The organism is Umezawaea sp. Da 62-37 (genome assembly GCF_032460545.1).
GTDB lineage: Bacteria > Actinomycetota > Actinomycetes > Mycobacteriales > Pseudonocardiaceae > Umezawaea.
Window position 1 is genome coordinate 8945057 of the sequence record NZ_CP135965.1, and the last position, 12778, is coordinate 8957834.

Annotated in this window: 10 protein-coding genes; 5 read left to right on the forward strand and 5 right to left on the reverse strand. The window is 72.5% G+C overall.

Annotated elements, in window-relative coordinates:
- Nucleotides 1-14 precede the first annotated feature (14 nt).
- From RM788_RS40730 to RM788_RS40740, 3 genes are all read right to left on the reverse strand, one after another.
- Nucleotides 15-1235, reverse strand: a complete 1221-nt coding sequence (locus RM788_RS40730; protein ID WP_315925306.1) for a cytochrome P450 family protein — start codon at nt 1233-1235, stop codon at nt 15-17.
- A gap of 82 nt (nt 1236-1317) precedes the next feature.
- Nucleotides 1318-1578, reverse strand: coding sequence for a hypothetical protein (locus RM788_RS40735; RefSeq protein ID WP_399341610.1), 261 nt, complete (start codon nt 1576-1578; stop codon nt 1318-1320).
- 157 nt (nt 1579-1735) lie between these two features.
- Complete coding sequence (locus RM788_RS40740) at nt 1736-3088, reverse strand: cation:dicarboxylate symporter family transporter (RefSeq protein WP_315925310.1); 1353 nt, start codon at nt 3086-3088, stop codon at nt 1736-1738.
- Nucleotides 3089-3439: 351 nt separating this feature from the next.
- Here RM788_RS40740 and RM788_RS40745 point away from each other — a divergent pair, with 351 nt between their 5' ends.
- The 5 genes from RM788_RS40745 (at nt 3440) to RM788_RS40765 (ending at nt 11068) form a co-directional block, all read left to right on the forward strand.
- A complete protein-coding gene (locus RM788_RS40745) occupies nt 3440-5596 on the forward strand; it encodes an NHL repeat-containing protein (protein WP_315925312.1) in 2157 nt (718 codons plus the stop codon).
- Between the two features lie 5 nt (nt 5597-5601).
- Nucleotides 5602-6579 (forward strand): AAA family ATPase, encoded by a 978-nt coding sequence (locus RM788_RS40750; RefSeq protein WP_399345248.1) that lies wholly within the window; start codon nt 5602-5604, stop codon nt 6577-6579.
- Nucleotides 6576-7685, forward strand: coding sequence for a DUF58 domain-containing protein (locus RM788_RS40755; RefSeq protein WP_315925316.1), 1110 nt, complete (start codon nt 6576-6578; stop codon nt 7683-7685). Before RM788_RS40750 ends, RM788_RS40755 begins: the two co-directional genes overlap by 4 nt.
- Nucleotides 7682-9685, forward strand: a complete 2004-nt coding sequence (locus RM788_RS40760) for a transglutaminase TgpA family protein (protein ID WP_315925318.1) — start codon at nt 7682-7684, stop codon at nt 9683-9685. Before RM788_RS40755 ends, RM788_RS40760 begins: the two co-directional genes overlap by 4 nt.
- Before the next feature lie 165 nt (nt 9686-9850).
- Nucleotides 9851-11068, forward strand: coding sequence for a cytochrome P450 (locus tag RM788_RS40765; protein WP_315925320.1), 1218 nt, complete (start codon nt 9851-9853; stop codon nt 11066-11068).
- Between the two features lie 16 nt (nt 11069-11084).
- Here the strand turns inward: RM788_RS40765 and RM788_RS40770 are convergent, their stop codons facing one another.
- On the reverse strand, nt 11085-12065 hold the full coding sequence (locus tag RM788_RS40770; protein ID WP_399341616.1) for an inorganic phosphate transporter: 981 nt from the start codon (nt 12063-12065) through the stop codon (nt 11085-11087).
- 11 nt (nt 12066-12076) lie between these two features.
- A complete protein-coding gene (locus RM788_RS40775) occupies nt 12077-12697 on the reverse strand; it encodes a DUF47 domain-containing protein (RefSeq protein ID WP_315925322.1) in 621 nt (206 codons plus the stop codon).
- Nucleotides 12698-12778 lie beyond the last annotated feature (81 nt).

Genomic DNA, 12778 nt, shown 5'->3' on the forward strand with positions numbered 1-12778 from the left:
TGGTGCTTGTGGGTCTATTGCTGGTGCGACGTGAAGCGGACCGGTAGTGCGAGTGGGCCGCGCATGATGCCGCTGGGGATCCAGGTCAGTTCGTTCAGTGGTACCGCTGCTCGCAGGTCGGGAATGCGGTGCAGCAGGGTGGTCAGGGCGGTGGTCATCTCAAGGCGGGCCAGTGGGGCGCCCAGGCAGTAGTGGATCCCGTGACCGAAGGAGAGGTGGCGGACGCCCTTGCGGGTGACGTCCAACTTGGCCGGGTCGCCCTGGTGCGGTACGGGCATGTCGCGGCTGGCTGAGGAGAGGGCGACCATGACGACGTCGCCGCGGGTGATGGGGGTGCCGGCGAGCACCAGGTCTTCGGTGGCGTACCTGGGGGTGGCGTGTTCCACGGATGAGTCGTAGCGGAGGAATTCCTCGACGGCGCCGGGGACCAGGTCGGGGTTCGTGCGCAGGAGGTCGGCCTGGGTCGGGTTGTGGAGCAGGGCGACGACGGTGTTGCCGAGCAGGTTGACGGTGGTTTCGTGGCCTGCGACGACGAGCAGTACGGCGGTGCCGACCAGTTCGACCTCGTTGAGCCTGCCGTCGTCCTCGTCGTGCACGGCGACGAGTGCGGACAGCAGGTCGTCGGCGGGGGAGTGGCGTTTGGTGGCGATCAGGTCGGCGAGGTAGTGGTTGAGGTTGAGGGCGGCTTCGCGTTGGGCTGTCGAGGGGGCGCCCAGGCTGAGGGAGCTCCAGGCGCGGAAGTTCGCGCGGTCGGTCGTGGGCACGCCGAGCAGTTCGGAGATCACGGCGACCGGTAGCGGGGCGGTGAACGCCTCGACCAGGTCGACCTCGCCTTTGGGCGCGAGTTCGTCGATGAGGTGGTCGGCGATCTGCTGCACGCGCGGGCCGAGTTGGCGGGTGCGGGCGGGGCTGAACGCGCCGGCGACGAGTTTGCGCAGGCGGGTGTGGTCGGGTGGGTCGGACACCAGCATGTTGCCGCCGAGGCCGATGCCGGGGCGGTCGTTGGTGTAGTTGGCGGCGTCGAGCTTGTCCTGCGAGGGAGCGGAGTTCTTGACCAGGGCGGGGTGCACGAGGGCGTCGAGGGCGGCGTCGTGGCCGACGACCAGCCAGCCCTCGATGCCGGTGGAGAACCGGGAGCGGTGCACCGGGCCCAGTGCGCGCAGCTCGGCGTAGCGGGCGGGCGCGTCGGCCTTGAACTCGGCCGTGATGGTCACGACCCGGTCTGACGGGTGCATCCGGGATCCCCTTGTCCTGAACGGGCGCGAACTCGCCAACGTACGCGGGGAACCGGGTGGTCGAACGGCGCTGAAAGGGTGATCAGGCGCTGAGGCCGAGGCCCTCGCCGAGCACGCGGGCGCCGAGCGCGGTCAGCCGGGCGGGGACGCGCCGGCCGGGTGCGGCGGGGACGCGGGGCTCGACGAGACCGGATCGGGCGAGGCGGCCCGCGGCGACCTGATCGCAGCAGGCGAGGCCGTCGATGAACAGGTCCGGTTCGCTGCTGCGGGTGATCTGCGCACGTCCGGCGGCCACGGCGCGCAGGAGGGCGAGGTCCCGGTGGGACGGGGTGGAGTCGGTCATGGCGGTCATCTCGCATCGGCAGGTGTGTCGGGCGTTACACCTCAGGAGAACCCGAACAGGCCCTGGCCGACCAGGTCCGGAGGGCGGGAATGGCCGCGAGTACGTCGTACTCGTCCCGTTCGTCCCCGTGGACACCGGTCCACGGGGACGAACGCGCTCACACCCGTTCGGCGGTCACCTCTTCGGGCTGGTCCCCCGGTTTGTCGCCCTCGCGGTCGAGCATCGTGTCCTCGTCGAACGGCTCCGCGCCGCTGAGCACCCGTTCGGCGTGGTCCTTGTCGAACTCGCCGACCCAGTTGCCGATGAGGACGGTGGCGACCGCGTTGCCCGCGAAGTTCGTCAGGGCGCGGGCCTCGGACATGAACCGGTCGATGCCGACGATCAGGCCGACGCCGTCGAGCAGGTCCGGCCGGTGCGCCTGGAGGCCGCCCGCCAGCGTGGCGATGCCCGCGCCGCTGACGCCCGCGGCGCCCTTCGAGGCGATGATCATGAACAGCAGCAGCGAGATCTGCTCGCCGATCGCCAGCGGTGTGCCCATGGCGTCCGCGATGAAGATCGACGCCATGGTCAGGTAGATGGCCGTGCCGTCCAGGTTGAACGAGTACCCCGTCGGCACGGTGATGCCGACGACCGGCCTGGACACGCCGAGGTGCTCCATCTTCGCCACCAGGCGGGGGAGCGCGGACTCCGACGACGAGGTGGACACGATGAGCAGGAACTCGCGGCCCAGGTAGCGCAGCAGCCGCAGGATGTTGACGCCGGTGCCGACCTTCAGCACCAGGCCCAGGATCACCAGCACGAAGATCAGGCAGGTGATGTAGAAGCCGAGCATGATCTGGAGCAGGCTGGCAAGGGCTTTCCAGCCGGTCTCGCCGACCACGGCCGCGATGGCGCCGAACGCGCCGATCGGCGCGGCCCACATGATCATCGCCAGCACCCGGAACACCAGGCGCTCGAAGTGCTTCACCCCGCGCAGGATCACCTCGCCCGAGGCGCCGATCTTGGGGATCGTGAACCCGATCAGCAGCGCCACGAACAGCGTTTGCAGGACGTTGCCGCCGGTCAACGGCGACACCAGCGTCTGCGGGATGATGCCCAGCAGGAATTCGGTCGTCGACTGCGCCTCCGCGCTCGCGGCCTTGGTGCCCGCGGCCCGCGCGGCGGCGGACAGGTTGAGGCCCTCGCCCGGTTTGATGATGTTGCCGACCACGAGCCCGACGCCGAGTGCGAACGTGGACATGACCATGAAGTAGCCCAGTGCGAGCCCGCCGACCTTGCCGACGGTGGCCGCCTTCCTGATCGAGCCGACGCCGAGCACGATCGTGCAGAAGATCACCGGGGCGATCATCATCTTGATCAGGGCGACGAACCCGGTCCCGACCGGCTTGAGGGCGACTCCGAACTTGGGGAAGACGAAGCCGACGAAGATGCCGAGCAGGACGGCGACGATCACCGCGAGGTAGAGGTACTGCGTGCGGTCGCGCTTCGGGCGCGACGTCGTGTCTGTCATGTGGTGGGGCCTCCCGACGAGCCTTGAGTACGCGACCGGCCGTGCCGCGACGGGCGAATCCTCCTCCATGGACGTGGCGTGCGCCGCGAGGCGCGTCCTTGGGGCGCCCGACTATTCGCCACCGGGGAGTGTTTCCCACTATTGCTTCAGTGTCGGTCGAAATGAAGCCGGTCGAACCAGAGGATGGCTCGGCTTCGAAGGAAACCCAAAGGAACCAAGCGAGGAGCGACGGGGTCCAACGCGCGAGCGGAAACCCCTTTGGGTCAATCGGAGCAGTGCGATCCCTCCGACCGGGTCCGGGTTGGCGTCCCGCCGTCGAGGGAGGGCCCGATGGGGTTAGGTCAACGCTTGGTGCGAGTCGGACGGGTCGTCGTGGGCAGGGGCGGCCGGGAGTCCGCGAGCGTCGGTGCCGCGCTGCTGGGGGTGCTGCTCCTCGCGGGCGCGGCGTTCGGCAGCGGTATCTCGCGCACGGCTGTGTCCGTGTCCGACGGGCTGACCTGGCTCGGTGACGACCAGCGCGGCGAGGTCGTGCAGGTCAACCCCAGTTCCGGCAAGCCGCAGACGCGCCTGCAGATCAGCGGTGGCGACGCGCAACTGGAGATCGCCCAGGACGACGGCACCCTCGTGGTGCTCGACCGGCGCACCGGGCAGATCACCGTGATCGACCTGTCCACGCTGCTGGCCAGCGGCCGCAGGCAGGCGTCTCCCGGCGCGTCCAGCAAGGTGCTCATCGCCCAGGGCCGGGTGTTCGTGGTCGACCGGACGGCGGGCACCATCCACAACGCCGACCCCGTGACGCTGGTCGACATCGGCGCGCCCTGGTCGGCCGGGCAGCCGCTCGCCGACGTGGTCGTGGACGACCAGGGCCTGGTGTGGGCGGTCGACCACGGCGGCAACCTGCACGCGCTGGAGTGGTCCGACGACGACGAGCGGTTCGTCGAGAAGTCGAGCCGCCCGGTGCCCGGCGCGGGTCCGCGCACGGCGCTGGTGCCGCACGCGCGGGGCGTGACGCTGCTCGGCCTCGAAGGCGGTGTGGTCCTCCAGGACGGCACCGGGCAGTCCTTGTCGGTGATGACGGTGCAGTTCAGCGGTGACGTGCTCGCCGCGTTCACCAGTCCCACGGGTCTCGTGCCCGCCGCCGTGCCGGACTCCGGCGTGGTCGTGCTGGTCAGCGGCGCCCAGGTCATCCGGGTCGACGTCGCGGGCCTCGGGTGCGTCAAGCCCGGTCGCCCCGCGGTGTTCCGCGACAAGGTCTACGTGCCGTGCCACGGCGCCGGGAAGGTCGTCGTGCTCGACCACTCCGGCAAGCGCTCCGGCGACGACGTGATGACCGCCGGGTCCGGTGACCCGGAGTTGGTCTTCGACGACGGCAAGCTGTTCATCAACACCCCCGGCGCCTCCCAGGGCGTGATCGTGGACGCCGACGGCACCACCCGCTCGGTCACCGTCCGCAGCCCCGAGCTGGCGGTGACGGATCCGGACCGGCAGCCGATCCCGTCGGTGCCGAGCCCGCCGCCGCCCCGTCCCGAGGAGCTGCCGACCGGGACGCGCGGCAACAACCCGGCGGCGGTCGGGACCACCTCGGTGGCGCCGCCCACGACGACGACCGGGTCGGTGCCCTCGGCTGACGGCGAGCCCGGCAAGCCGACGGGGGTGTCGGTGTCGCTCAAGAGCCGCGACGCCTCCGCGCTCGTCGTCGCGGTCAGCTGGGGCGCGGTCACCTCCGCCGCCGGCTACACCGTCACGGCCAGCGGCGGGTTCACCGGCGGCAGCCAGAGCGCCCAGGTCGCGGGCACCGGCACGGACCTGTCGATCTCCTGCGCCGGCAGCGCGTTCTGCGCGTCGGGCAGGCTCGACGTGTCCGTGGCGGCGGTGGGCGGTGGCGCGACCACGGTCTCGTGGAGCGTTCCGCCCGCGGGCACGACCCCGCCGCCGGTCACCACGACGACGACCACCCCGCCCCCGGTGGTGACGACCACGACGACCCCGCCGCCACCGGTGGTCACGACGACCACCGAGCCGCCGCCGCCCGTGGTCACGACGACCACCACGCCTCCGCCGCCGAGCCTGCCCACCGCGGGCGCGGCCGTGATCACCACGATCACCGGTGGTCTGGCGTCGTACACGAAGACCGTGAACATGGCCCCGCCCGCGGACTGGGCGAGCCACAACGGGTCGTGCGAGGTCGTCAACACCACCTACGGCTACAGCACGCCGATCGCGTGCTCGGCCACGTCGACCACGATCGACGCCGACGTCGGCCTCAACCGGATCGTGGTCCGCGCCTACCCCGCGGGCGGCGGATCGCCGGTGGACTCGGCGCCGAAGAACACCAACGTCCGCGACCCGGAGCTGTGCGGCACCAAGCCGTGCCAGATCCCGCGCGCGGCCCCCGAGTCGCCCGCCGCGCCGATGGGCGCGGGCGGACTCGGCCTGATCGCCACGGCCGCGCTGCTGCGCGTCGGCCGCAGGCGTTCCGACAGTTCCGAGGAGGGCGAGGTCCGGTGACGACCCTGGAGAGCACGGCGATCGACGAGAACGGGATCGCGGCGTTCCGCGTCCTGCACGGGCGGCTCGGCGACGCCGTCGAGACCGCGGTGCGCGGCAAGCGCGAGGTGGTCGACCTGGTGCTGGTGTCGATGTTCGCGGGCGGCCACGTGCTGCTCGAGGACGTGCCCGGCACCGGCAAGACGACGTTGGCGCGCGCCGTGGCCGGCGCGCTCGGCGGGGTGTCGCGGCGGGTCCAGTTCACCCCGGACCTGCTGCCGTCCGACGTCACCGGCACGTCGGTGTTCGACCCGCAGACCGCCGAGGTCCGGTTCCGGCCGGGCCCGGTGTTCGCGAACGTGGTGCTGGCCGACGAGATCAACCGCGCGGCGGCGAAGACCCAGTCCGCGCTGCTGGAGGTGATGGAGGAGCACACGGTCACCGTCGACGGCGTCGGCCACGTGGTGCCCGCGCCGTTCCTCGTCGTGGCCACGCAGAACCCGATCGACCTCGACGGCACCTACCGGCTGCCCGAGGCGCAGCTGGACCGGTTCATGATCCGGATCTCCATCGGCTACCCCGACGCCGAGCACGAGCTGGACGTGCTGAGGCCCGGCAGCGGCGCCGGTCGGGTCGCGGGCGTGCCCACCGTGTCGAACCCGCACGAGGTCGCGTCCTTCGGGCAGCGGCTGGGCACGCTGCACGTGGCGGACCCGATCCTGCGCTACATCGGCGAGCTGGGCACCGCGACCAGGGCGGACTCCCGGCTGCGGCTGGGCGCGAGCACCCGCGGGCTGCGCGCGCTGGTGAGGTGCGCGCAGGTCCACGCGGCCGCGCGCGGCAGGCACTTCGTGGTCCCCGGTGACGTGCAGGAGCTGGCCGTTCCCGTGCTGGCGCACCGGTTGGTGCTCACGCGGGAGGCGCTGCTGGCCGGGACGACCACCGAGGAGGTGCTGGCCGAGGTGCTGTCCTCCGTGGCGGTCCCCCGGCCGGAAGCCCGGTGAGGTTGACCGCGCGCGGCACCGGAACCCTGGTGCTGGGCCTGGTTCTCGCCGCCCTCGGGCTGTGGTGGCGCTACCCCGGTGTGGCCGGATTCGGGTTCGCGCTGGTGCTGCTCGTGGTGGCGGGTGTGGTGTCGGTGCGCACGACCGCGCCGGTCGAGGCGTCCCGCAGCGTGCGGCCGCGGACCGTGCAGCGGCTGGCCGGGTGCACCGGGCGGGTCGAGCTGGTGAACCCCGGCAAGCGCTTCCCCGTCGTGCTGGACGCGACGGACCACGTGGCCGGTGTGGCGACGCCGGTCGACGTGCCGATGCTGGCGGCCGGTGAACGGGCGGCCGTCGAGTACCCGATCCCGACCGACCGCCGCGGTGTGCTGCCGGTGGGCCCGTTGACGTTGCACCGCAGGGGTTTCGCCGGTCTCGCGGTCGCCAGGAAGGTGCTCGGGTCGGTGGTCGACGTCCGCGTCGTGCCCCGCGTGCTCCCGGTCCGCGGCCTGCCCGGCGGGGTGCGCCGCGGCCACGTGGGGGCGGACGAGCGGGTCGAGAGCGGCGGCACGGACCTGGTGGGGCTGCGGGAGTACGTGCCCGGTGACGACCTGCGTCGGCTGCACTGGGCCACGACGGCCCGCACCGGGACGTTGATGATCCGCGAGGACGCCGACCCGGCCCTGCCGCACCTGGCCGTGGTGCTGGACGACGGCGTCGCGGCGTACGGCGACCCGGTGTCGTTCGAGGACGCGGTCGAGGTGGCCGCGTCGCTGGTGAGCGCGGCGGTGGAGAGCGGGCACCCGGTGCGGCTGCTGACGTCGTCGGGCTCGGTGGACGTGGCCGTGGTGGACGAGCCGTCGGCCGCGCTGGCCGCGTTGGCGGACCTGGAGGTCACGGCGGTGGCCCGGCCGGTGGCGTTGCGGGACCTGGACGTGGTGGCGGTGGTGTGCGGGGCGGACTCCGACCTGCCCGCGCTGCTGCTGGAGGTCGGCCGGGCGGCGTTCGGCGTCGTGCTGGCCGTGACCGAGGCGGCCCCGGTGTCGGCGGTCGGCGGGGTGCTGGTGCTGCGGGCGCCTCGGGCGGACGACCTGGTGGCCGCGTGGAACGCGGTGGTGGCGCGATGAGGGTCGCCTGGGCGGTGGCGGTTCTGCTGGTGGCGTCCGTCCACTTGGGAGCCGGGTGGCAGGGGGTGCTGCCCCGGCTGGTGTTCGCCAGCGCGGTGCTGGTCGCGTTCGCGTGCCTGCCGCTGGTGCGGTGGGCGAAGGTGTCGGTGCTGGTGCTGCTGGGTTTCGCGCTGGTCGGCGCGTACGCGGTGGCCAGGACCGACGAGGCGGCCCCGGCCTCGGTGCTGCTGGACCTGGTGCCGCGGTTGCTGACGGCGGCCCGTCCCGCGCCCGCGACCCCGACCCTGCTGGTGCCCGGTGTGCTCCTGGTGTTCCTGGTGGCGTTGGCCGTGGCGGTCGCGAAGTCCTTGTTCGCACCGGCTTCGGGCGCGGCCGTGCTCTACACGGCCACCGCGCTGCTGACCGCCGGCCGGGCCGACCCGCACGGCGTGGTCGCGCTGGCGCTGGTGCTGCTGGTGGCGCTGGGCTGGCTGGTGGTCGACCGGATCGAGGCCGGGCGGCGGATCCCGGTCGGACGGCCCGCCGCCGTGCTCGGCGTGCTGAGCGCGGTGACGCTGTGCGCGACCGCGCTGCCCTCGGCCGGGGCGTTCGAGCCGCGCGAGCTGGTGCGGCCGCCGATCAGCGACGTCGCCGTCACGAGCCCGTTGCCACGACTGGCTTTCTGGGCCGGGATCGGCGACACCGAACTGCTGCGCGTGCGCGGCCCGGAGCGCCCGCTGCGGCTGGTGTCGCTGGCCGACTACACCGGCGCGACCTGGCGCGCGGCCTCGTTGTACGGGCCGATCGGCGCGGTCGAGGCCCCCGACCTGCCGCCCGGCGCGCGGGTGTCGGAGTCGACCATCGAGGTCACCGTGGGCGCCCTCGGCGGCACCTGGCTGCCCGCGATCGGCCGTCCGTCCGCGGTCAGCCTGGACGGCGCGGCGGTGGACGCGGACTCGGGATCCCTTGTGCTGCCGGGCGAACTGCCGCCGGGGCTGCGCTACGACATGACCGGGTCCACGGACACCCCCGACGACGAGGACCTGCTGACGGCGACCGTGCCGTCCGGTCCCGCGGCGCGGCGGTACGTCGCACTGCCCGGTCTGCCGTTCTCGCTGGCGGAGTACGCGCGCAAGTCCGTCACGGGTGCGAGCACGCCGTACGAGAAGGCGGTGGCGATCGAACAGGTCGTCCGCCTCGGCCGCAAGCCCGACGTCGAGGCCCCGGTGGGGTCGTCGTACGCGCGGCTGGAGACGTTCCTGTTCGGCACCACCGAATCCGGCGCCAACGCCGGGACCGCCGAGCAGTTCGCTTCCGCTTTCGCCGTCCTCGGTCGAGCGGTGGGCCTGCCGACCCGCGTCGTCGTCGGCTTCCAGCCCGTTCCCGAGGGGCCCGACGGCGTCCGGGTGGTCCGGGGCAGTGACGCCACCGCGTGGCCCGAGGTCTACTTCGACCGCTGGGGCTGGGTGCCGTTCGACCCGGTGTCCGGCACGGGTTCCGGCCCCAGCCCGGCGTCCAAGCGCGAAGTCCTCGACCGCCTGGCCTCCATCCCGCCCACACCGACCACCCCGCCATCCGCCCCGCCCCCGTTGGTCCAGCCCGCGGCCCCCGTCGCGGCGCCACTCGCCCCGCCGGCCGGAGGTGCGCCGTTCTTCCTGCTCGCGGTGCCCTTGGTGCCGATCCTGCTGCTCCTGGCCCTGCGCGCCGGCCACCGCGTCCGCCTCCGCCGCGCGGGTGTGGCGGGCGCCTGGTCGTACGTGCTGGATTCACTCCTGCTCGCCGGCCGCACCCCGCGCCGTGACCGCGCGGCCCCGGACATCGCCCGCGACATCGCCGACTACGCCCCGTCCGCCGTGCCCCTGGCGGCCTTGGCCGACCGCGCCGCCTTCGGCCCGTCAACGGTGGCGGAGCCGGACGCGTGGCGGTTGGCCGTGGAGGTGCGGGCCGGGTTGCGCCGCGTCGTTCCCCGGTACCGGCGGGCGTTCTGGGCCATCGACCCGCGACCGTTGCGCCGTCGTTGACCGCTGGGCCAATGGGAGTGGCTTTTCGTCTCGGCACGACAGGGCGTCGGGACAACGGGCTGGTCGGGGTCGTTCCCCCGGTCAACTGGGGATTTCCGCAGTTGTCGCCCCTGCCACCGGCGGACACGATCGGACACCCGTCCTTCGCACGAGGAGATGTCGTCGATGAGCGAAACGCAGGTACCGGACAGGTTCCCCGATGCCAGGCCCGCCGGACACCCGGTCGAACCGCCCGCCGAGTTCACCGAGTTGCGGGCCGGCACACCGGTGCCGCGGATGACCTGCCCGTCCGGCATCGGCCCCCAGGGGGTGTCCCGCTACGACGACGTGCGCGCGGTCCTGGCCGCCCAGGGGGCCAGTTCGCGCGCCGCGCCCTCGATGCACATGATGGACGAACCCAGCCTCGACATGTCGGTGGTGCCCGGCAGCATCCTGCGCATGGAGGGGCCGGAACACCGGCGCCTGCGCAAGCTCCTCGGCCCGGAGTTCATGCCGAAGCGCGCCGAGTCGATGCGCGGTTTCATCAGGCAGGTGGTCGACGACCACATCGACGCGGTGCTGGCCGGGCCGAAACCCGCCGACCTGGTCACCGATTTCGCGTGGCCCATCCCGGCGATCATCGTCGGCGAACTGCTGGGCCTGCCGGACGGGGACCGCACCCTGTTCTACGAGCAGACCGGCATCATGATGAGCGCCGCCACCGACCAGCCCACCAAGGACGCCGCCGACGGTCGGATGTGGGAGTACATGGAGGGGCTGGTCGCCGCCAAGCAGACCGATCCGGGGGACGACGTGCTGAGCAGGCTGATCCGGCGCGGTGGGGAATCGGGGCAGCCGCTGACCTTCACCGAGCTGGTCGGGATCGGCACCACGCTGCTCATCGCCGGTCACGACACGACGGCCAACTCCATCTCCATGTGCGCGCTGCTGCTCATGCTGCACCGCGACCAGTTCGAAGCCGTGCGCGCCGATCCGGGGTTGGCCGTGCCCGCCGTGGAGGAGATGCTCCGCTACCTGTCGATCCCGCAGTTCGGCCTGCTCCGCTACGCGACCGAGGACATCGCGCTGGGCGACGACGCCGGCGCCGTCAAGGAGGGCGAGTGGCTGGTCGCCGCGCTCCAGTCGGGCAACCGCGACGAGCGGGTGTACGACGACGCCGACCGGTTCGACATCGGCAGGGCGCGACGGCCCCACCTGACCTTCGGCTTCGGTGAGCACCAGTGCCCTGGGCAGCACCTCGCGAGGCTCGAACTCCAGGAGGTCTGCGTCCGGCTGCTCGAACGGATCCCGACGCTGCGGCTGGCGGTGCCGTTCGAGGAGATCGAGTTCAAGGAACGGGCCTACGCCTTCGGCGTGCACTCGCTCCCGGTGACCTGGGACTAGGAACCGCCCGCGCTCCTCACCACAACCGGGTGAACAGGTAGACCAGCGCCGAAACCGCCGCGGACGCCGGGAGGGTCAGGACCCAGCCGATGGCGATGTCCCCCGCGACCGCCCAGCGGACGGCGGAGCGGCGTTCGGTGGCGCCGACGCCCATGACCGCGGACGTGATGACGTGGGTGGTGGAGATCGGGGCGGTGAAGGCGAAGGCGGTCAGGTAGAGGACCGAGGAGGCGGAGAGCTCGGCGGCGAAGCCGTGGGGCGGGGTGAGGTGGAAGATGCGCCTGCCCACGGTGCGCATGATCCGCAGGCCGCCGGAGTAGGTGCCCGCGGCCAAAGCCGTGGCGCACAGCAGGATCACCCACAGCGGGACGTGGTAGTCCGTCTGCCGCCCGGCGATGACCAGTGCCAGGACGATGACACCCATGCTCTTCTGCGCGTCCTGGAGGCCGTGGCCGAACGCGAGGCTGGCGGCGGACACGATCTGGGCGCGGCGGAAGCGGCGGCCTGCCACGTGCGGGTCGGCGTCGCGGAACAGGAAGCGGATCGCGGTCATCACGAGGTAGCCCAGGACGAGGCCGACGACGGGGGAGACCACCATCGGGACGACGACCTTGGCGAACACGCCACCCCAGTGCACGACCGTGGCGGAGGCGAGCGCGGCGCCGACCAGGCCGCCGATGAGGGCGTGCGAGGACGACGACGGCAGGCCGAAGTACCAGGTGATCAGGTTCCACGTCGTGGCGCCGACGAGCGCGGCGATCACCACGACGAGGCCGCCCTCGCCGGTGGGGGCGGCGATCACGCCGCTGGCGATGGTGACCGCGACCCCCGTGCCCGCGAGGGCGCCGAGCAGGTTCATCACCGCGGCCATGGCCAGCGCCCCGCGCAACGGCAGCGCCCTGGTGGACACGGCGGTCGCGATGGCGTTGGCGGCGTCGTGGAAGCCGTTGGTGAAGTCGAAGGCGGTGGCCAGCACGACGACCAGGACCACGGCCACGAGGTCCCCGCTCAGGACTCCTTCACCGCGATCGTCTGCACGACGTCGGCGACGTCCTCGAACGCGTCCGCCGCCGACTCCAGCTCGTCGACGACCTCCTTGAGCTTCATGACCTCCAACGGCTCGTACCGGCCGCTGAACAGCAGCGACACCAGCTTCCGGTACACGTGGTCGGCCTCGTTCTCCAGCGCGTTGATGTCGATCCAGAACGACGTCAGCTCCGTGGGCGCCACCAGCCCCGGCATCGCCTCCGCGGTCAGCCGCGCCGCCCGGCCCAGCAGCTCGACCTGGTCGGCCACGCCGTCGGGGAACTCGCCGATGCCGTAGAGGTTCGCGAAGTCGACCGCGGCGTCCATGTGGTCGACCACGTCGTCCAGCCTGCTGGCCAGCAGGTACAGGTCCTCCCGGTCGAACGGCGTGATGAACGACCGGTTCAGCTGGTCGACGATCGCGTGCGTCGCGTCGTCCCCCGCGTGCTCCAGTTCGTGCATCCGCGCGGCCAGTTCGGGACGGCGGTCGAGCGGTGCGGCCACGAACTCCCGCAGCACGTCCACGCTCGCCGCGATGTTCGTCCCGGCCGTGCTGAACAGGTCGAAGAACTCGCGTCCCCGCGGCTTGCGCCGAAACACCATGTGGGCCTCCCGAGCGCGTAGTTCCCGAACTCGATCAAGTGCAAACCCCCGCCGTGTTGTTTGGGCCTCCGGCGCGTCGGG